The organism is Streptomyces sp. NPDC059443, from assembly GCF_042750105.1.
Classification (GTDB): domain Bacteria; phylum Actinomycetota; class Actinomycetes; order Streptomycetales; family Streptomycetaceae; genus Streptomyces.
In genome coordinates, this window is sequence record NZ_JBHYVM010000003.1 from 23184 (window position 1) to 43379 (window position 20196).

Sequence of the window (20196 nt, forward strand, 5' to 3'; positions counted from 1 at the left end):
TTGAGGGTGTAGGTAATTCACCTGGTCTCCACCCTTATGCGGGGGCGCTCTTCGTTCCCCCCCCGGGGCGCCCGGCGGGCCCCCGGCCCCGGGGGCCCCGTCCACGAGAAGGGCCCCCACAGGCATGACGATGCTCGAACTCCCCCTGCTCGACGGGGAACACTGGTGGGGCGGGGCGGTCGCCGAAGGGCGGCACATGCCGTACCCCGACGGCTACGCCTTCGACCTGCGCGACGTACTGGCCAACCAGGGCATGCCGCTGCTGCTCTCCGACCGCGGCCGCTGGGTGCACGGCGAACGCACCTTCACCTTCACGATCGCCGACGGCCGGCTGACCGCGCGCACGCACGAGGCGGACGCGGTCCTCGAATGCGGCGAGGGACACGGCGATCTGCGCGGGGCGTACCGCCACGCGCTCACCCGCCACTACCCTCCGTCCGGCACCATGCCGGACCCCCTGCTCTTCGGCGCACCGCAGTACAACCTGTGGATCGAGACGGTCTTCGAGCCGACGCAGGAGAAGGTGCTGGCGTACGCGGACCGGTTGCTCGCGGAAGGCTTCCCGCCCGGTGTGCTGATGATCGACGACCGGTGGAGCAACGACTACGGCGACTGGACCTTCCACCCCGGCCGCTTCCCCGACCCGGCGGGCATGGTCTCCCGGCTCCACGAGCTCGGCTTCAAGGTGATGCTGTGGCTCGTCCCCTACGTGACCCCGGACTCCCCCACCGCGCGGCAGCTCGGCGACCAGGGCCTGCTGGTCCGCGAGACCGGTAGCGGCACCGAGACCGGCACCGGTGCCGACGGCCGGGTCAAGGTCGCCTCCTGGTGGAACGGCTGGAGCGCCGGCCTCGATCTGCTCGACCCCCGGGCCCGGGCCTGGCTCACCGGCCGTCTGGAGGCCCTGCGCGACGACATCGGCATCGACGGGTTCAAGTTCGACGGCGGCGACGCGCCCTGGTGGCGTTCGCTCGGATGCGCGGACCCGGAGGCGTACACCCACGCGTGGAACCGCTTCGGCATCGACTGGCCGCTCAACGAGTTCCGCGACGCGTGGCGGGCGGCCGGCCTGCCGCTGGCACAGCGCCAACAGGACAAGTACCACCTGTGGGAGGGCCGCTTCGGGCTGGACAGCCTGATTCCGAACGCCCTGGCCCAGGCCCTGACCGGCCACGCGTTCACCTGTCCCGACATGATCGGTGGCGGCGAGTTCCGGTTCGTCCCGGGCGAGGGCGGCGAGGGCTTCGACGAGGAACTCTTCGTCCGCTACGCCCAGATCGCCGCCCTGTTCCCCATGATGCAGTTCTCCATGGCCCCGTGGCGGGTGCTGTCCCCCGACAACCTCGCCATCGTCCGCGAAGCCGCCCGGATCCACACGGAGTTCGCCCCGGAGATGCTCTCCCTCGCCGCGCACGCCGCCGCCACGGGCGAACCGATCCAGCGGCCCCTGGAGTGGGCCTTCCCCCACCAGGGCTACGCGGCGGTCACCGACCAGTTCATGCTGGGCGACACCCTGATGGTGGCTCCGGTGGTGACCAAGGGCGCGGGCGGGCGCGAGGTCCGCGTCCCGCCCGGCACCTGGCGGGCCGACGACGGCCGTTCCTACGCGGGTCCGGCGACGGTGTGGATCGACGCACCACTGGCCCGGCTGCCGTATCTGCGGAACACCGCCGCGCCGGAGGCCTGAGGCGGCGCGAGGCGGCGGGCGCCCGCGGCCGGGGTGACCGACAGGATCCGCGGGGCGCGGTATCCGGCGGCTTCGAAGGCGGCCGTGACGGCCCCGCCCACCGCGCCCTCCTCCCCGGCCCGCACCAGGGCGATGACGGAGCCCCCGAAGCCGCCTCCCGTCATCCGGGCGCCGAGCGCCCCGGCGCCCTGCGCGACGGACGCCGCGAGGTCGGTCTCGGGGCAGGAGACGCGGTAGTCGTCGCGCAGCGAGGCATGGCCTTCGCTGAGGATCGGGCCGAGCGCGGCGGCGTTCCCCTCCCGCAGCCGGGATACGGCCTCCTCGACCCGGGCGTTCTCGGTCACCACGTGGCGGACCAGTGGGACGAGTTCCCCGGGCAGCGTGCGCAAGGCTCCGGGGAGTTCCCCGGCGGACAGGTCGCGCAGGGCGGGCAGCCCGAGCAGCTTCGCCGCGCGTTCACAGCCCGCGCGCAGGGCGGCGTACGCCCCGTCGCCGAGGTCGTGGGTGACCCCGGTGTCGATCACCAGCAGCCGCAGCCCTTGGCCCGTCAGGTCGAAGGGCACCTGCTGGTGGAGCTCCGGGGTGCGGGCGTCGAGGTGGAGGGCGGCCCCGGCGGTGCAGCAGACGGAGGCCATCTGGTCCATGATCCCGCAGGGGACGCCGGCGAAGCCGTTCTCCGCGCGCTGGGCGGTGCGGGCCAGTTCGGGTCCGGTCAGCTCCAGTGCGTACAGCTCGTCGTACGCGACGGCGACCGCGCATTCCAGGGCGGCGGAGGAGGAGAGTCCGGCGCCGGTGGGCACCGTGCTGTCGAAGTGGAGGTCCGCGCCCCCGACCGGGTGTCCCGCCTCGGCTAGTGCCCAGACCACGCCGGCCGGGTAGCCGGCCCAGCCCGTGACGGCGCCGGGGGCCAGCTCGGCCACCGCCAGTTCGGTGATCCGGCCGTCGCCCTGTGCGCTGTGCAGTCTCAGCAGTCCGTCCGTCCGGGCGCGGGCGGCGAGCAGGGTGCTCTGCGGGAGGGCCATCGGGAGGGCGAACCCGTCGTTGTAGTCGGTGTGTTCGCCGATCAGGTTGACCCGGCCGGGCGCCGCCCAGACCCCGTCCGGGGAGGCTCCGAAGAGCTGCCGGAAGGTGTCCGCGGCCCGGTCCGCGCGGCTTTCTTCTTCGTCCCACTGGGCGGTCGGGTTCACGACAGGGCCTCCCGGAGTCGTTGCGCGGCCGCCTCGGGCGCCACGTCGTTGATGAAGGCTTCCGTACCGGACTCCGTGCCGGCGAGGAACTTGAGCTTGTCGGCGGTCCGGCGGACGGTGAACAGCTCCAGGTGCAGGGCCAGTTCCCCGCCGCCGCTACGGGGCGCCTGGTGCCAGGCGGAAATGTACGGGGTGGGAGCCGCGCCCCCGGGCTGCCCCGGTACGGGGAACAGCCGGTCGAACCGGCGCAGCAGGTCCAAGTAGATGCCGGGGAACTCGGCCCGCTCGGCCTCGGTGAGGTGGGTCAGGTCGGGGACCCGGCGGTGCGGATAGAGGTGCACCTCGTACGGCCAGCGGGCGGCGTACGGCACGAAGGCGGTCCAGTGCTCCCCGGCCGTCACCACCCGCTCGGTGGCGGCGCGGGCGCCCGCCAGCAGGTCCTCGAAGAGGTTGCGTCCGGTGGCGGCGCGGTGGACGGCCGCGGCGGCCGTCATCTTCGCGGTGCGCGGGGTGACGAAGGGGAAGGCGTAGATCTGGCCGTGCGGGTGGGCGAGCGTCACCCCGATCTCGGCGCCCCGGTTCTCGAAGCAGTACACCTGCTCGACGCCGGGCAGGGCGGAGAGCTCGGCGGTGCGGTCGGTCCACGCGTCCAGGACCAGGCGGGCGGCGTCCGGGGTGAGGTCCGCGAAACCGGCCTCGTGCTCCGGGGTGAAGCACACGACCTCGCAGCGTCCGGCCGCGCCCACGAGGGACGGGAACCGGTTCTCGAAGACGGCCACCTCGTAGTCGGTGGCGGGGATTTCGCCGAGCCTGCCGTCCCGGGAGGGGCAGAGCGGGCATTCGCCCGCGGGCGGGTGGTAGGTGCGGGTCTGCCGGTGGGAGGCGATCGTGATCCAGTCGCCGGTCGCCTCGTCCCGCCGCAGTTCCGGGCGGCTGTCCACGCGGTCCAGCGGGCGCGGATCGGGTGCGTCGCGCACGGCGCTCTCGTCGCGGTCGAAGTAGATCAGTTCGCGGCCGTCCGCGAGTTTCGCGAGGGTCTTCTTCACCCGCCAAGAATAAACATCATCAAACATCACTCACCAGAGTCAGGCGGATATTTCCACAGACTCCAACAACATCGCTGTGCTATCTTGCGACCTTCTGACCGGATTCGCCGATCGCCGATTCGCCGCCGACCCCCAGGAGTGACCCGTGGCCGAGCAGGCTGCCCAACTGGCCCACCAGCGACGCGTGCTGATCCTGGACGCGGTCCGTCGCGACGGCACCGTACGAGTGGCGGACCTGGTCGGACGGCTCGGCGTCTCGGACATGACGATCCGTCGGGACCTCGACGCACTCGCCCGGAGCGGCGCCGTGGAGAAGGTCTACGGCGGGGCCGTCGCCACCGCCGCCACCAGCGCGCACGAGCCCGGATTCGATGCCAAGTCCGACCAGGGCGCGGCCGCCAAGGCCGCCATCGCGACAACGGCCGCGACCCTGGTGGAACCGGGCAGCGTGGTCGCGATCTCGGGCGGCACCACCGCGTACGCGGTCGCCGCCCGGCTGCTCGGCATCCCGCGCCTGACGATCGTCACCAACTCCCTGCCCGTGGCGGAGCTGGTACGGGCCGCCGGGCGCGACGGCGGGGGCGGCGCGGGCGGCGGCGGGGGCGCGGCCCCCACCCTGCTGCTCACCGGCGGCTCCCCCACGCCCTCGGCCGCGCTGGTCGGCCCGCTCGCCGAGCTGGCGATCGGCTCCCTCCACGTCGACCTGCTCTTCCTCGGCGCGCACGGGGTCGCGGAAGGGGCCGGGCTGACCACCCCCAACCTCACGGAGGCCCAGACCAACCGGGCACTGGTCGCCTCGGCGCGGCGGATCGCCGTCGTGGCCGATCACAGCAAGTGGGGCGTGGTCGGGCTCAGCGGTTTCGCGGCGCTGGACCAGGCCGACTGGTTCGTGACCGATGCGGGCATGCCCGCCCCGGCGCGCGCCGTCCTCACCGAGACGGTGGGCGAGCTCCTGATCGCGGGCGAGGAGCACTGAGCGCAGCGGTCAGGACCGGGCTCCGCGCTCTTCGGGAGCCGGCCCGGTCGTGGCCCGGATCACCAGCTCCGGGTCGAACAAAAGCTCCCCCGTCGGCACGTCCCGGTTGCTGACCAGCGCCAGCACGCTCCGGCCCACCTCCAGCGCCAGCCGGTCGGCGGGCTGGCGCACCGTGGTCAGCGGCGGATCCGTGAACTCGGTGATGGCCGAGCCGTCGTAGCCCACGACCGACACGTCACCGGGGACCGAGCGCCCCTGGCGGCGGACGCCCCGGATCGCACCGAGCGCCATGTAGTCGCTGGCCGCGACGATCGCGGTGGCGCCGAGCGCCAGCAACGGGGCGACGGCGGCCTGGCCGCCCTCCACCGTGTAGGACTGGCGCACCACCCAGCGCTCCGGGTCCTCGATGCCCCGCTTGGCCATGGACTCCACGAAGCCCCGTACCCGGCGGTCGGCGGGCTGGTTGCCCGCCGGTCCCGAGGCCATCCCGATCCTGCGGTGGCCCAGCCGGTGGAGGTGGTCGACGGCCAGTTCGGCGGCGAGCGCGTCGTCCGTGGAGAAGACCGGGGTGGGCACCCCGTCCGCGAACTCGCCGTTGATCCCGACGTAGGGGACCCGGCGCTGGCGCAGCAGTTCGTACGTCTCGGTGTCGGCGCCTTCCACGGTGTTGGACGCGGACAGGAAGACGACGGCCGCGACCCCCTTGTCGACGAGCGCGGAGATGAAGTCCCGCTCCTGCACTCCGCCCGGGAAGGCGGGGCACAGGACCGTCTTCAGTCCGTGCGGGGCGAGCGCCGACTCGATGCGTTCGGCCACGTCCGCGAAGAACGGGTTGGAAACGAACTCGGTGATGACCGCCACCAGTTGGCCCTGGGTCTGGCGTTCGTAGCCGAGCTCGGCCATGGCCTGCTCGACCGCGTCCCGGGTCTTCTTCGACACGCCCTGGCGCCGGTTGATCACCCGGCTGACGGTGGCCTCGCTGACCTGGGCGCGGGCTGCGACCTCGGTGATCCCGACCTTCATCGCGGTCCTTCCGTGATCGTGAGCGATGCCAGACCGCCGCGCGGCACGGACAGCGAGCGTGCTCCCTCCGGCAGATACGCCGGCGGACCGTCCATGATACGGCCGTCCGGCCCGTGGACCACGCCCCGGACGGCGCCACCGCCGCCCCGCACCTCGATCATCAGCCGGTCCCGGTCGGAGCCGTTGACCAGGTGGAAGTGCCGGTGGGCGGAGAAGTCCAGCGGGACGACCCGGTCGCCGTGCACGCTGAGCAGGCAGTGGTCGCCGGCGCTCGTCCGCACGAGCGGGTACAGCTCGTCGGGCCGGCCCGGTTCCACCTCGCCGTCCAGCAGCAGCTCGCGGTGGACCCGCCACTGCGCCAGCCAGAAGCCGATCGCCTCCCGGTGCGCCGCCGGTACGAGGTCCAGCCGTACGGAGATCTGCGGAACCGAGTGCAGGGCTCCGATCAGCTGCCGGGCCACCGCGGCCACGGGCGCGTCCGGCGACCACAGGAGCATGTCGGAGTGGACGGCGCCGCCGACGGCTAGCAGCGCCGTGTCGAGGGTGCGGACCCGGTTCGCGGTCGCGTCCGCCGGGCAGTCGAAGGAGCGCAGCATGTTGCCGAAGGGGGCCATGCCGGGTCCCGTGTAGGGCTGGCGCAGTTCCAGCAGCACGCCCGGGCGTACGGTTTCCAGGGCCGCGCGCAGCTCCGTCAGCAGGACCACCATGGCCCGTCCGACGTCCCCCGCGCCGTCGCCCGCGTAGACCATGGCCTGGTCGAGGAAGTCGAGCTTCAGTCCGTCGAGCCCGTAAGCGCGGACCAGCCGGACGCAGAGTCCGACGACGTGTGCGCGCACCTCGGGGCGGCGGGGGTCGAGCACGTGCGCGCCGGGCACGGTGGCGGGGGCGGGCGCGGCGGCCGCCCACTGGCCGTGGCAGGCGGCTTCGGGGCCGAGCAGCAGGGGCGCGACCCAGGCCAGGTAGCTCAGCCCGTGGGCGCGGACCCGGGCCACGTGCCCGGCGAAGTCGGGGAACTTGGCCCGGTCGGGCTCCCAGTCCCCGCAGCCCGCGTAACCGCGCCCGTGGCCCAGTTCCTGCCAGCCGTCGTCGAGGATCAGCGCTCCGCAGCCGAGTCCGGCGGCCAGTTCGGCCTGGGTTTCCACGGCGGCCGCGCTGACGTCCTGGTTGAAGGCGTACCAGGTGGAGTAGACGGGGGTGCGGGCCGCGTCGGGCACCGGCGCGGGGGCGGACGCGGCGGCGAACCAGCCGCGCAGGGCCCGCATGGCCCGCGCCACCGAGGGCGAACGGGGGACGAGCAGGATCCGGTGGGCCTGGTGCGAGGCGGGCAGGCGGAGGTGGACGACGTGGGTGTCGTTCTCCTCGGACACCCCGAACCGGAGCACCGCCTCGGGTACCGGGTCGGCGGCGGCGAAGGTGAGCAGGGTGGCGCCGGTGTGGTCGTAGAGGCATCCGGCGGCGTGTCCGTCGACCAGCGAGACCCGGGAGCGGCCCTCCCAGTCGGCGAGGAGGGTGCGCCGCCAGCCGCCCTGAGGGTGCCAGTATCCGGCGGCGTCGCCGAGGGGCACGGAGAAGCGGATCTCGACGGGGGCGCCGTCGGCCCGCACCTCCAGCAGGCGCAGTCCGCCCGGGAGTTCGCCCAGGGTCCAGGTGGGGCGTACGTCGGGGGCGTGGGCGTCGGGGGCGTCGGCGAGGCCGTCGGGGGCGTGGGCCAGGACGGCGAGCGAGACGCCGTCGAGCAGCGGCTCGCCCGGGGCGGGCGCCAGGCCCGCGGTGGTCACGGCCTCGGTGCCGTCCGCCGGGGCGGTGGTGGTGTGCACGGTCACTCCTTCACGGCGCCGGCGAGCAGGCCGGACACGAACTGGCGTTGTAGCGCCAGGAATACGAGGGCCATCGGGATCGCCGCGGCCGCGGTTCCGGCGAGGATCGCTCCGTAGTCGGTCTCGTCGAGACCCTGGAGGGAGGCCAGGGCCACCGGGACGGTGTACGAGGCGCTGTCGCGCAGGACGATCAGCGGCCAGATGAAGTCGTTCCACTGGTAGAGGAAGAGGAAGATCGCCAGGGCGGCCAGCGCCGGCTTCATGGGCGGGAGCACCACCTTCCAGAACAGCCGCAGTTCGCCGCAGCCGTCCATGCGGCCCGAGTCGAGGAGTTCGTCGGGGAGCGCGGCCATCGACTGGCGCATCAGGAAGATGCCGAAGGGTAGGGCCAGGTTGGGCATGATCACCGCCTGGTACGTGTTCAGCCAGTGCAGCTCGGCCATCATCTGGAAGAGCGGTACGAGGGTGACCTGGGCGGGGATCACCAGCCCGAGCATGAGCAGTCCGAACAGCGACTCCCGGCCGCGGAAGCGGTACTTGGCGAAGCCGTATCCGGCCAGTGCGCAGACGGCGCCCGCGCACACGGTGTAAACCACCGCGATGAAGAGGGAGTTGAGGACGACCCGGCCGAACTGCGCGGTGTCCTGGAGCGTGTGGAGGTTGGCTCCCAGGTGGCCGCCGGGCAGCAGCGGCGGCGGGCTGTCGAAGATCTCCCCGGAGCTGTGCGTGGCGGCGACCACGAGCCAGTAGAAGGGGATCAGTACGGCTGCCAGGGCGATGGCGAGTCCGGAGGTGAGCAGGATGCTCCGGCCGCGGTGGCGGGCGGCGGCGGTCATGACTTCTCCCCCAGGAAGCGGAACTGGATCACGCCGAGGATGCCGATGAGTACGGCCAGGGCGTAGGCGATGGCGGAGGCGTATCCGAAGTCGAAGTATTTGAAGGCGTTCTGGTACAGGTACACGCCGATGGTCAGGGTGGCGTTGTCCGGGCCGCCGCCGGTGAGCACGAACGGCTCGTCGAAGATCTGCAGGGTGCCGATGGTGGAGAGCACCGTGGTGAGCAGCAGCGCGGGGCGCAGGCCGGGCAGGGTGACGTGGCGGAAGGAGTTCCAGGCGCCGGCCCCGTCCACGGCCGCCGCGTCGTACAGCTCCGCGGGCACGGACTGCAGGCGGGCGAGCAGGATCACCGCGTTGTATCCGGTGTAGTGCCAGGTCAGTGCGAGACCGAGGGAGACCTTCGCCCACAGGGGGTCGGTGAGCCACGGCACGGAGTCCAAGCGGGCCAGCCCCAGCACCCAGTTGACCAGCCCGTAGTCCTTGTTGAGCAGGACGGAGAAGATGATCCCGTAGGCGACGAGCCCGGTGACCATCGGCAGGAAGAAGCCCAGCCGGAAGACCGCGCGGCCGCGCAGCAGCGTCGAGTTGAGGGCCACGGCGAGCCCGGTGGCGAGGGCCAGCATGACCGGCACCTGGACGACGAGGATCACCGCGGTGTTCTTCAGGGCGGTCCAGAACAGCGGATCGTGGAGCAGCCGCGTGTAGTTGTCGGCGCCGACGAACCTCTCGGTCCCGCCGACGGTCTTGTGCAGGCTGATCACGAAGGACCGGCCGATGGGGTAGATCTTGAAGACGGCGAAGAGGAGCAGCGCGGGCAGGACGAAGAGGTACGGTGCCACGCGCCGGCGCGGCCGTGCCCGGGGAGCCGCCCCCGGGGAGGGGACGGCCTTGGCCGGGCGGCCGGTGAGCGTGACGGTCATCGGGAGACCTTGCGTCCGGTCTGCTGGGCGAGCTGGTCGGCGGCGTCCTTCAGCACCTTCGCCGGGTCGGCGCCGGCCAGCAGCACCTTGGACTGGGCGTCGGTGACGAGCTTGAGGGCGCGGGCGTAGTCGGCGGTGTAGTTGAAGGCGGAGGAGGGGGCCTTGAGCGCCTCCAGGAAGACCTCGCCCTTCTTCTGGCCGCTGAAGAAGGCGGACGGCTCGTGGAAGACCGCGTCGTCGTAGGCGGCCATCAGGGCGGGGGCGATGCCCTTGCCCTTGTAGATCTGCACCTGGGAGGCCGGGCGGGTGAGGACGAACTCGACGAAGGACCAGGCCGCGGCCCGGTGCTTGCTGCTGCCCGCGACGGCGAGGTGGGTGGAGTTGACCGTGGCCGCGGTGGAGCCGCCCCGGCGGACGGCCGGGGGCAGTCGGACCTTCCACTTCCCCGCCTCGCCGGGGACCTGCTCCTGGATGACGCCGCCGAACCAGGTGGGCATGGGCAGGACGGCGGCGGTCCCCTGCTTCAGGGAGCTCATCAGGGCGTTCCAGCCGCCGGCGAGATCGCTGACCAGGCCGGCGTCGTTCATCGTCTTGATGAGGGTCAGGGCCTTCACGGCCTCCGGGGAGTCGAGCGTGATGTCCCCGGCGAGGCTGAAGTAGAAGGCGCCCTGGAGTTGGAGCAGCATCTGGAAGAAGTTGGCGGCGTCGGCCTGTGAGGCGGGCTTGTCGATGCCCAGCAGGTGGGCGCCGGTCTTCGCCTTGATCTCCTTGCCGGCCTCGATGGTCTCCTCCCAGGTCTGGAGGGCGCCGGCGTCGACCCCGGCCTTCTCGAAGAGGTCGGCGCGGTAGTAGAAGCCCGCCGAATTCGCCTCCCAGGGAAGGGCGTTGACGCGCTTGCCGTCGGGGGACACGGTCTGCCACATGCCCTGCGCGAAGGCGTCCTTGTAGGCGTTCGCGCCGAGCGGGCCGAGGTCGGCGAGGCCACCGGGGAACTTCTCCACGTAGCCCGGCAGGTAGTCGACGCCGATGTGCAGGACGTCGGCGAGGCCCTGGCCGCCGGCCGCGAGCCCGGTGGTGATCTTGTCCCAGATCGCCGGGTTGCCGATGTCCTCGACCGTCACCTCGATCTCCGGGTACTTCTTGTTGAACTCCGGCACGAGGGCCTTCATTTCGGCCGCGGGCCCCTGCCAGGACCAGACCGCGATCTTGCCCTTGTCCTTCTCGCCCGCGGCCCCGCCCTGGCCCGTGTCGCCCGTGGCGCCCGTTCCGGAACAGGCGGTCAGGCCGGTGAGCCCGGCCCCCGCGGCGATCGCGCCACCCATCCGCAGCACTCTCCGACGTTCCAGTTCCATGCCTGACCCACCCCTGCTCGCACCGTTGCCGAAGCCGACTGGCCAGGACTGTAACCAGCCACTCTCTTGACTTGCAAGACTTCAATGAAATCTTTCAGTTTGATCCGCCATCGTTTTTTGACAAGCTCATTGCAAATCTTCCGAAGGGATTGCTAGCGTGCCGCCCGCCCTGCTCCGCCCGCCCCCTCAGGGAGAACCCGATGACGCGTTCCCGTGTGTCGCTCCTGTCCGCCCTCGCCCTCCTCCTCCCACTCACCCCGCTCGCCTTCGGCGGCCAGGCGGCCGCGGCCGCGCCGGCCGCCCCGGGCACGTCCGCCACCCCCGCCGCGCCCGCCCCCGCCCCGCTCGCCGTCGCCAACCCGGGCTTCGAACAGGGCGGTACGGGATGGCAGTTCACCTCCGGCACGGGAGTCGCCACGAACTACCCGCACGGCGGGGCCCGCCTCGTCTACCTCGACGCCGGGCCGGGAATGAAGGTGTCCCAGACGGTGACGGCCACGGGCCGGGGGACGTACGACATATCCGCCTGGGTCGCGACGGGCGGGCCGAACGGCCGGTACGTCGCCCGCGTCAACGGCGCGGTCGCCGCCGCGCTCACCCTGCCGAGCGCGACGAACTACCGGCGCTACACGCTGAGCCGCATCGCCCTCGCCCCCGGCGACACGCTGGAGATCGCCTTCGAGTCGGGGGACGGCTGGGTCAACGCCGACGACGTGATGCTCTCCCCCGCCTCCCCCGCGGACCCGAAGGTCAGCTCCTCCGACCCGAAGATCGTCGAGATGTTCGACTGGTCCAAGCGGAAGGCCAACAGCTGGGTCCAGCTCCCGGGCACCCAGGGCCCCCTGAACGTGGACGAGAACCACACCGCCGGCAGCGGCAGCGGCACCTACGCCGCCTCCTACTGGGCCGGCTACGCCAACCGCAGCGGCTACTACTCGCGCGACATGGCCCACCAGCTGGCCGGCGCCGGAGTCCTCGGCCTGAACGCGGAGAACAAGGCGATGCTCCGCTCCTTCGCCGCCTCCGCCACCCCCGAGCACAAGTACTACCCGGCCTGGGCCTTCAACTTCGACGCGAAGACCTACCTCTCGATCGACTACAAGAGCCCCTCGAACTTCGTCCGCGAGGTGCCCGCCACCTTCGAGCTGGTGCAGAAGTCCGAAGAGGCGTACCGCTGGAGCGGGGACCGCGCCTACCTCGACGACCCCGCGCTGTGGGACTTCTACCGGCACGCCACCGACGAGTTCGTCACCCTGCACGACGGCCTCAAGGACAACGGCGCGGTCAAGGTGGCCGAGGGCACCGGCCAGGGCATCTTCCAGGGCACCGCCAGCTACAACGAGCAGAGCGGCGAGCCGCTCGCCGAGGCCGGCGACGCGATCGGCTCCCAGTACCAGGCCTACCTGGCGATGGCCTCGCTCGCCCGCTCCAAGGGGGACTGCGCGCTCGCCGACCGCTACGAGGCCAAGGCGCGGGACCTGAAGACGTACTTCAACTCCACCTGGAGCGGCACCGGTTCGGGCGCGAACATGGTGCGCGGGTACACCACGGACGGGCGCGCCCTGACCGGCTGGGGCAAGGAGAACAGCTGGTTCATGCCGATGAAGCAGATCATCGAACCCGGCGCCCGCCGCGAGGCCTACCTCGACTACATCGACCAGCAGGCCTCCGGCCCGGGCCGTCCCTCCAACATCGAGGCCCTCACCTACCTGCCGGACACCTTCTTCCGGAACAACCGGAACGACACCGGCTGGAAGTGGATGAAGGACGTCTACGACCACAAGGACATCCAGCACGTGAACACCAAGCAGGGCACCAACGGGGACTACCCCGAGGTCTCCTTCACCCTGCTCGGCCAGACCGTGGAAGGGCTGATGGGGGTCACCCCCAACGCGCCCGCACACGCCCTGAGCACCCAGTCCCGGCTGCCGTCGGGCATGGACTGGCTGCGCATCGACGACCTCCAGGTCGGCGACTCGGTCTTCTCCCTGCGCCACGACGGGGCGACGAAGTCCTCGCTCACGCACACCTCGGGCGGCTCCCCGTACACCTGGGAGGCCCGCTTCCCCGGTACGTACGCCACGGTCACGGTCGACGGCGTGGCCCAGCCCGCCCGCACGAAGGTGGTGGACGGAGCGACGTACACCTACGTGACCCCCCTCGTGGCCCCGGGCCGCACGGTCACGGTCCAGGTGGGCTGAGTTCCGGGCGGGGCGCGCGCTTGCTAGATTCCCGGTCATGCCCGCATCTGCGCGACCCGCCCGGGTCCTCTCCGTCATAGCCGTGGCCGGTGTGCTGCTGGCCGGCTCCACCGGATGCGAGGACAAGGACGCGAAGACCCCGGCGGCGGCCTCCGTCCCGCCGTCCGCGTCGGCCACGGTCTCCCCCTCGGCCTCCGCCTCACCCTCCGCGTCCCCCGCCCCGTCGGCCTCCCCGTCCACCTCGGCTTCCCCGTCCGCTTCCCGGTCGGCGGCGCCCGCCGCCCCTTCCTCCGTGCCCCCGCCCCCGCCGCCGTCTCCGACCCGGCTGAGCGTCTCGGCCGACACCCGGGGCGGCGGGCTCGCGCTCGTACGCGGGGGCGCCGCGCAGGAATTCACCGTCACCCTCCGCAACGGGAACACCGCCGAGTACCGGCACCTGCTCATCGCCTTCCAGATGGAATCCCTCGAAGGCGGGCCCGGCGACCCGCCGGCCACCCGGCCGGGCTTCGCACTGGAGCACTTCGAGGATTCCTCGGGCACCTGGAAGCCGGCCGACCTGCGCATCGCCAACGACGCCAGGCCCGAGTCCTTGTTCACGGGCGGCTCCGCGCTCGCTCGCGACGCCGTCCGCGTGGAGCGCTACCGGCTCCGCGCGACGGCGGGCGGCCCCACGGGCAGCACCCCGCTGATGGTGTACTTCATCGACACCGACGCCCACCAGTCCGCCGCGGCCCACACGAACCTCCCGTCCAGCACCTCCTGAGCCGCCCGACGCCCGAGTCAGCGCCGACCGGGCGTCAGGCTTGGCTCAGGCTCTCTTCCTGGCCAGGAACCGTCGCAGCCTCCCCAGCGGCCACGTGTTGATGACGTCGTCCGGCGTCAGCCAGCCGCGCTGCGCCGTCGCCACCCCGTAGCGCATGTACGCCAGATGTGTCGTGGCGTGCGCGTCGGAGCTCACCGCGAACTTCACGCCGTGCCGTTTCGCGCGCAGGACGTCCTCGTCGCACAGGTCGAGCCGCTCCGGATGCGCGTTGATCTCCAGTGCGGTGCCCGTCCGGGCGCAGGCCTCGAAGACCGCGTCGAAATCGGCGTCGATGGGCGGGCGTTTGCCGATCCTGCGGGTCGTGGGGTGGCCGATGACGGCGACGTACGGGTTCTCGCAGGCGCGGATGAGGCGGCCGGTGAGTTCCTGTCTGCTCTGGTTGAAGTGCGAGTGGACCGAGGCGACGCACAGATCGAACTCGGCGAGGAACTCGTCGGGCCAGTCCAGGCCGCCGTCCGGGCCTATGTTGAGTTCCGTGCCGTGCAGCAGTCGCATCTTGCCGTGCCCGCCGTCCTGTTCGCGCAGCCGCTCACGCTGGGCGAGGATCTTCTCGCTGGTCATGCGCTGCATGTACAGGTTCGGGGCGTGGTCGGTGACCGCGTAGTACGCGTATCCGCGGGCGGCAGCGGCGGCGATCATGTCCTCCAGCGGGGCCAGCCCGTCCGTGAGGTCGGTGTGGGTGTGCAGATCTCCGCGGATGTCCCGCTCCGTCACGAGGTCGGGGAGTTCGCCGCGCAGCCCCGCCGCGATCTCGCCGCGGTCCTCGCGCAGCGTCGGCGGTATCCAGGGCAGTCCGAGCCCGGCGTAGATCGCCTCCTCGGTCCCGGAGGTGATGTTCTCGCCGCTCCCGGCGTCGAAGAGCCCGTACTCGGAGAGCTTGAGGCCCTGGCGTACCGCGAGTGCGCGGGTGCGGATGTTGTGGGCCTTGGAGCCGGTGAAGTACTGCAGGCCCGCTCCCCAGGAGGCCGGCGGAAGGACCCGTAGATCCACTTGCAAGCGAGGATCCGGCTCCCGCCGGCCTTCTGGAGTACGGAGATGCCGTGCAGGATGTTGTCCTCCGTCCGCTCCCCGAAGCCCTTCAGGTCACGCAGCCGTTCCTCGTGGACGGCGTCCCGCAGCTGGTCGACGGAGGTGATGCCCAGTTCCTCGTACAGGACCATGGCCTTGCGCGGACCGAGGCCCGGAATCGCGATCAGCTCGCGCACCCCGGCCGGCACGGACGCCCTGGCCTCGTCGACGACGGACACGCGGCCGGTCCGCAGGTACTCCAGGACCTTGTCGGCGACCGACCTGCCCACGTGGGGGATGTCGCGCAGACCCTTGGCGTCGAGTGCCGAGACGTCCTGCGGGTAGCCCCCGACCGCGCGGGCGGCCTTCTCGTAGGCGCGCGCCTTGAAGGCCTCCCCGCCCCGGATGGCGATGAGGTCGGCGTACTCCTGGAGCATCGCCTCGACCTGGTCATTGGCTCGGACCATGCCTCCAGGGTGCCCCCGCGCGAAGCGTCCGCACAGTGGGGAGGAAGCCGCACGATCGAGGGCGCGCCGCTCTGTTCCCTGATGGGTTTCCGCGAAGCTGCGGGGGAGCGTGGGCTGGCCCTGGTCTACCTGTACGTCACGGAATTGCAGGTCAGGGCACTGCTCGCGGGCGAGCTGCCGATCGAGCCGAACCTGGGCCGCTGGTTCCCGGTGTGGGGCGCTCCCGGGCTCGACCGAGCCCGATGCCCTGCGACCGGCCGTCCCCGACTTGCGCGGAAGCCGCAAACGCGCTTGCTTCGGAGGAGGTGGGTACAGAGTTTCCGTCTCCCCCGCGTAGGGAGTGAACCACCGTGATGTTCACCGATCGCACGGACGCAGGACAGCAGCTCGCCGGAGCGCTCCGCCACCTGGTGAGGGAGGATCCCGTCGTCCTGGGCCTGCCCCGTGGCGGAGTCCCGGTGGCCTTCCAGGTGGCGCGGATGCTGAGCGCCCCGCTCGACGTGATCGTCGTGCGCAAACTCGGGGTCCCCTCCCACCGCGAACTGGGCTTCGGCGCCATCGGAGAGGGCGGCGTACGGATCATCAACGAGGACATCGTCGGCCTCAGCCGGGTCAGGCAGGAGGATCTAGCGGCGGTCGAGCGCGCCGAGACGGTAGCGCTCGCCAGTCAGGCGCGGCGGTTCCGCGGCGACCGGCCGCGCGTACCGCTCGACGGGCGGTCGGTGATCGTGGTGGACGACGGGATCGCCACCGGCGCCACCGCCGCGGCCGCCTGCGAGGTCGTACGGGCGCAGGGCGCGGCCCGAGTGGTGCTGGCCGCTCCGGTGGCACCGCCGGACGCGGTCGCCTGGCTGCGCACCCGGGCGGACGAAGTGGTGTGCCTGTCCACACCGCGCGCCTTCCGCGCCGTCGGCGAGTGGTACCAGGACTTCACCCAGACCACCGACGAAGAGGTCCTCGCCCTGCTGGCTCAAGCCGCCGACCGCCCCGTAGCGCGTCCGCCCGCTCGGGCCTCCGAGGTGGTGGTGGACGCGGGCGACGTCGAACTGGCCGGGGACCTCACCTTGCCGGAGGGCGCGGGTGCGATCGTCGTGTTCGCCCATGGTTCGGGCAGCAGCCGCCACAGCCCGCGCAACCGGTCGGTGGCGACGGCCCTGAACCGGGCGGACCTGGGCACCCTGCTCTTCGACCTGCTCACACCGGCGGAGGAAACCGACCGCGCGAACGTCTTCGACATCGAAACCCTCGGCCGGAGGCTGGCCGAAGCCACCCGCTGGCTGCGGCACTTCCAGCCCGTCCCGATCGGCTATTTCGGAGCGAGCACCGGAGCCGCCGCGGCGTTGTGGGCCGCCGCGTCCGCCGACACGTCCGCCGACGCGGACATCGGCGCCGTGGTCTCCCGCGGCGGCCGCCCCGACCTCGCCGGGCCACGGCTCGCCGACGTACGGGCACCCACCCTCCTCATCGTGGGCGGCCGCGACACGACGGTGCTCGGCCTCAACCAGCAGGCCCGGCGGGAACTGCGCTGCGAGAACCGGCTCGACGTCGTCCCCGGCGCCACGCATCTCTTCGAGGAGCCCGGAGCACTGGACGAAGTGGCCCGCCTTGCCCGGGACTGGTTCACGGAGCACCTGGTGACACGGGCACAATAGCCCCGCTGACCGAGGACGGTGCCAGGGTGCACGGTGCACGCAAACGAGGCCGCGCGGCCCATTGCCCGCCGCACAGCCTCGCCCCAGGTCAGTCAGCAGTCGCCGTTGTCGTACCCTCCGCCCCAGTCGTCATCGTCGTCGTACCAACCGTGGCCATGGCCGTGGTCGTGGTCGTCATGGTCCCAGCCGCCACCGGTCACGTACGTGACGGAGTGGGTGGGCACGGCAGCCGATGCGGTACCCGCGGCCCCGAGGGCCGCGCCGCCCGCCATCAGAACGCCGATGGCCGACACCGCGAAGAGACGCTTCGCTCTCACTGCAAACATGACTCAGCACCCTTCTTGCTTCTTGCGGCACGGAGCCGACCGCCGTCGCGCGCACGCGACGGCCGCAAGGCCCCACGAAGAGAGATGAGCGTGCAGCCGCTGTCAACACGACCTAGTCAGGCCGCGGACCTCTGGCCGGCGCAGAGCGCCCCGTGCCCCCGCGCGCATTGGCGCCCCACGTACGAGCCAACGGTGACCCCCGCAGTAGCGGCCCTCACCTCCGTTCCACTGTAACCCCGTTGGCTCCCCGGGGCACCTCCTCCTCCCCCGGCGACGCCCTGCGGAACTATGCGACCGTGGCCCAGTCGAGCGTGCGCTCGACGGCCTTCTTCCAGCCCGCGTATCCCTCCTCGCGCTGCTCTTCGGACCATTCGGGCTGCCACCGCTTGGACTCCTGCCAGTGCGTGCGCAGTTCGTCCGTGTCGCGCCAGAATCCGGTCGCCAGCCCGGCGGCGTACGCGGCCCCGAGCGCGGTCGTCTCGGCGACGACGGGGCGGCTGACCGGCACGCCGAGCACGTCGGCCTGGATCTGCATGCACAGGTCGTTGGCGGTCACGCCGCCGTCCACCTTGAGGACGTCGAGGTGGACGCCCGAGTCCTTCTCCATGGCGTCCACCACGTCGCGGCTCTGGTAGCAGATGGCCTCCAGGGCGGCCCGCGCCAGGTGTCCGTTGTCGTGGTAGCGGGCCAGCCCGACGATCGCGCCGCGGGCGTCGGAGCGCCAGTACGGTGCGAAGAGGCCGGAGAAGGCGGGCACGAAGTAGATGCCTCCGCTGTCCTCCACGGTGCGGGCGAGGCGTTCGCTCTCGGCCGCGTCGCTGATGATCTTGAGTTGGTCCCGTAGCCACTGGATCGCCGAGCCGGTGACGGCGATGGATCCCTCCAGTGCGTAGACGGCCGGGTCGTCCCCGAACTGGTAGCACACGGTGGTGAGGAGGCCGTGCCGGGAGCGGACCGGCTCGGTGCCGGTGTTGAGGACCAGGAAGTTGCCGGTTCCGTAGGTGTTCTTGGCCTCGCCGGGCGCGTAGCAGACCTGTCCGACGGTGGCCGCCTGCTGGTCGCCGAGGACTCCGGTGATGGGAACGGCCTCCCGCAGCGGACGGGAGGTACGGCTCTGTCCGAACGCCTCCGGATGGGACGACGGGTTGATGGTGGGGAGCATGGACCGCGGGACCCCGAAGAAGCCCAGGAGCTCGTCGTCCCAGTCGAGGGTCTCCAGGTCCATGAGCATGGTGCGGCTGGCGTTGGTCACGTCGGTGGCGTGCACGCCGCCGTCGGGTCCGCCGGTGAGGTTCCACAGCACCCAGCAGTCGGTGTTCCCGAAGAGGGCGTGCCCCTGCTCGGCCGCCTCGCGGACCCCGTCGACGTTCTCCAGGATCCACTGGATCTTGCCGCCGGAGAAGTAGGTGGCCGGTGGGAGGCCGGCCTTGCGGCGGATGACCTCGCCCCGGCCCGAGCGCTCCAGTGCCGCAGCGATGGAGTCCGTACGGGTGTCCTGCCAGACGATGGCGTTGTAGTAGGGGCGACCGGTGCGCGGGTCCCACACGACGGTCGTCTCGCGCTGGTTGGTGATGCCGATGGCCGCCAGGTCGGAGGCGGACAGGTTTCCGTGCCGGAGCGCGTTCTGCATCACCGAGTTGGTGCGTTCCCAGATCTCCACGGGGTCGTGCTCGACCCATCCCGAGCGGGGCAGGATCTGGGAGTGCTCCAGCTGGTGCCTCGCCACCTCGTTGCCCGCGTGGTCGAAGATCATGAATCGGGTGCTGGTGGTCCCCTGGTCCACCGCGCCGACGAAGTCAGCCATGGCGTGCCGCCTCTCTTGGGGATTGCGCCCGTACGGGCTCGCGCGCCGGGGCGGGTCGTCTCACGCCCGCCCCGGCGGGGGTACGGTCAGCTCTCGTCCGGGGCCGGGACCGGGACCTGTCCCGGGGGCTCCGGTTCGGCGGTGGGCAGGAACCTGCCGACGAAGAACTTGTAGAAGCCCGCGCCCAGCAGACCGCCGATGACCGGGCCGATGATGGGCACCCAGAAGTAGAAGTGCCCGTACTGGTCCCGCCAGGCCCCGCCGTACCCGGTGAGGAAGCTCGCCAGGCGGGGTCCGAAGTCACGGGCCGGGTTGATCGCGTATCCGGCGTTGGTGCCGAAGGCCATGCCGATGGCCACGACGATCAGGCCGACGACGAACGGGCCCAGGTTGGCGCCGGGGGGCGTGTTCAGGAGGTCGGTGACCGCGAGGATCAGCAGCAGCAGGAGCGCCGTGCCGATGATCTGGTCCCGCAGGGCGCCCCACTCGGTGACCGGCAGGTTGGTGTTGCCGTTGGCCGGGAGCGTGGAGAAGACTCCCTGTGTCTTGATGGTGTGCCCGGGGTCGGCCTTGCCCAGCGCTTCGCTGTAGTTCCACCGGATGATGAGTGCGGCGACGAAGGCGCCGGCCGTCTGGGCCAGCGCGTACGGGGCCACCTTCTTCCAGGGGAACCCCTTGAAGGCCGCCAGGGCGAGGGTGACAGCCGGGTTGAGGTGGGCGCCGCTGAGCCGTGCCGCGACGTAGACGCCGAGGGTCACCGCGAGACCCCAGGCCCAGGCGATGCTGTCGTGGTTTCCGAGCCCGCCCGCGGGATTCGTCAGGGCCCCGCCGGCGACCACCTGGGCCACCACACCACAACCGAAGAGTATGAGGATCATGGTGCCGGCGAATTCGGCGGAGAGCTCGCCGACCAGCCCCGATCCCTTGAGCCGCGCAGTCATGGGTTCCGCTTCCCGCCGGCCCGAAGGCCGGCTTCGACTCCCCCGAGTCCTGTGTTGCGACGTTGGTCGGGGGTGGGGGGGGCCCCGCGCGGGCCCCGCCCCCCCCCCCGGGGGCGGACCGACACGAGCG

At 71.8% G+C, this 20196-nt stretch carries 15 protein-coding genes and 2 pseudogenes; 6 read left to right on the forward strand and 11 right to left on the reverse strand.

What is annotated here, in order from left to right; translation table 11 throughout:
* Positions 1 to 124: 124 nt before the first annotated feature.
* Entirely contained in the window at positions 125 to 1687 is a 1563-nt protein-coding gene (locus ACFXDJ_RS03405; protein WP_384847653.1) for a glycoside hydrolase family 31 protein, read from the forward strand.
* Here ACFXDJ_RS03405 and galK read toward each other — a convergent pair.
* Positions 1603 to 2874 (reverse strand): galactokinase, encoded by a 1272-nt coding sequence (gene galK, locus ACFXDJ_RS03410; RefSeq protein WP_384663513.1) that lies wholly within the window; start codon positions 2872 to 2874, stop codon positions 1603 to 1605. The two genes, ACFXDJ_RS03405 and galK, sit on opposite strands and share 85 nt — an antisense overlap.
* Positions 2871 to 3920, reverse strand: a complete 1050-nt coding sequence (gene galT, locus ACFXDJ_RS03415; protein WP_384663515.1) for a galactose-1-phosphate uridylyltransferase — start codon at positions 3918 to 3920, stop codon at positions 2871 to 2873. The genes galK and galT overlap by 4 nt, the downstream gene beginning before the upstream one ends.
* Before the next feature lie 145 nt (positions 3921 to 4065).
* On the opposite strand from galT, the gene ACFXDJ_RS03420 reads away from it, so the two are divergent.
* The gene (locus ACFXDJ_RS03420; RefSeq protein WP_384847656.1) at positions 4066 to 4896 is read left to right on the forward strand and encodes a DeoR/GlpR family DNA-binding transcription regulator; all 831 of its coding nucleotides are present in this window, start codon (positions 4066 to 4068) and stop codon (positions 4894 to 4896) included.
* 9 nt (positions 4897 to 4905) lie between these two features.
* Here the strand turns inward: ACFXDJ_RS03420 and ACFXDJ_RS03425 are convergent, their stop codons facing one another.
* The 5 genes from ACFXDJ_RS03425 to ACFXDJ_RS03445 are packed head-to-tail and all read right to left on the reverse strand — an operon-like array spanning position 4906 to position 10844.
* Positions 4906 to 5919: a LacI family DNA-binding transcriptional regulator gene (locus ACFXDJ_RS03425; protein ID WP_384847659.1), complete on the reverse strand. Its 1014-nt coding sequence runs from the start codon at positions 5917 to 5919 to the stop codon at positions 4906 to 4908.
* Complete coding sequence (locus tag ACFXDJ_RS03430; protein WP_384658106.1) at positions 5916 to 7736, reverse strand: alpha-galactosidase; 1821 nt, start codon at positions 7734 to 7736, stop codon at positions 5916 to 5918. The genes ACFXDJ_RS03425 and ACFXDJ_RS03430 overlap by 4 nt, the downstream gene beginning before the upstream one ends.
* Positions 7737 to 7738: 2 nt before the next feature.
* Entirely contained in the window at positions 7739 to 8572 is an 834-nt protein-coding gene (locus ACFXDJ_RS03435; RefSeq protein WP_384658108.1) for a carbohydrate ABC transporter permease, read from the reverse strand.
* The gene (locus ACFXDJ_RS03440; protein ID WP_384658111.1) at positions 8569 to 9492 is read right to left on the reverse strand and encodes a carbohydrate ABC transporter permease; all 924 of its coding nucleotides are present in this window, start codon (positions 9490 to 9492) and stop codon (positions 8569 to 8571) included. The genes ACFXDJ_RS03435 and ACFXDJ_RS03440 overlap by 4 nt, the downstream gene beginning before the upstream one ends.
* On the reverse strand, positions 9489 to 10844 hold the full coding sequence (locus ACFXDJ_RS03445; protein ID WP_384658113.1) for an ABC transporter substrate-binding protein: 1356 nt from the start codon (positions 10842 to 10844) through the stop codon (positions 9489 to 9491). The genes ACFXDJ_RS03440 and ACFXDJ_RS03445 overlap by 4 nt, the downstream gene beginning before the upstream one ends.
* A gap of 200 nt (positions 10845 to 11044) precedes the next feature.
* Here ACFXDJ_RS03445 and ACFXDJ_RS03450 point away from each other — a divergent pair, with 200 nt between their 5' ends.
* Complete coding sequence (locus ACFXDJ_RS03450; RefSeq protein ID WP_384658116.1) at positions 11045 to 13045, forward strand: hypothetical protein; 2001 nt, start codon at positions 11045 to 11047, stop codon at positions 13043 to 13045.
* Positions 13046 to 13082: 37 nt separating this feature from the next.
* Entirely contained in the window at positions 13083 to 13808 is a 726-nt protein-coding gene (locus ACFXDJ_RS03455) for a hypothetical protein (RefSeq protein WP_384658119.1), read from the forward strand.
* Between the two features lie 45 nt (positions 13809 to 13853).
* On the opposite strand, the pseudogene ACFXDJ_RS03460 reads toward ACFXDJ_RS03455, so the two are convergent.
* Positions 13854 to 15343 (reverse strand): annotated as a pseudogene (locus tag ACFXDJ_RS03460) (helix-hairpin-helix domain-containing protein).
* Between the two features lie 69 nt (positions 15344 to 15412).
* On the opposite strand from ACFXDJ_RS03460, the pseudogene ACFXDJ_RS03465 reads away from it, so the two are divergent.
* Both ACFXDJ_RS03465 and ACFXDJ_RS03470 read left to right on the forward strand, forming a co-directional pair.
* A pseudogene (locus ACFXDJ_RS03465) lies at positions 15413 to 15574 on the forward strand (hypothetical protein); the annotation flags it as partial.
* Between the two features lie 119 nt (positions 15575 to 15693).
* On the forward strand, positions 15694 to 16995 hold the full coding sequence (locus ACFXDJ_RS03470) for a phosphoribosyltransferase family protein (RefSeq protein WP_384658122.1): 1302 nt from the start codon (positions 15694 to 15696) through the stop codon (positions 16993 to 16995).
* 92 nt (positions 16996 to 17087) lie between these two features.
* Here the strand turns inward: ACFXDJ_RS03470 and ACFXDJ_RS03475 are convergent, their stop codons facing one another.
* The 3 genes from ACFXDJ_RS03475 to ACFXDJ_RS03485 form a co-directional block, all read right to left on the reverse strand.
* Positions 17088 to 17321, reverse strand: a complete 234-nt coding sequence (locus ACFXDJ_RS03475; protein ID WP_384658125.1) for a hypothetical protein — start codon at positions 17319 to 17321, stop codon at positions 17088 to 17090.
* Positions 17322 to 17607: 286 nt separating this feature from the next.
* Entirely contained in the window at positions 17608 to 19125 is a 1518-nt protein-coding gene (glpK, locus tag ACFXDJ_RS03480; RefSeq protein ID WP_384658128.1) for a glycerol kinase GlpK, read from the reverse strand.
* Between the two features lie 86 nt (positions 19126 to 19211).
* Positions 19212 to 20066, reverse strand: a complete 855-nt coding sequence (locus ACFXDJ_RS03485) for an MIP/aquaporin family protein (protein WP_384658131.1) — start codon at positions 20064 to 20066, stop codon at positions 19212 to 19214.
* Positions 20067 to 20196 lie beyond the last annotated feature (130 nt).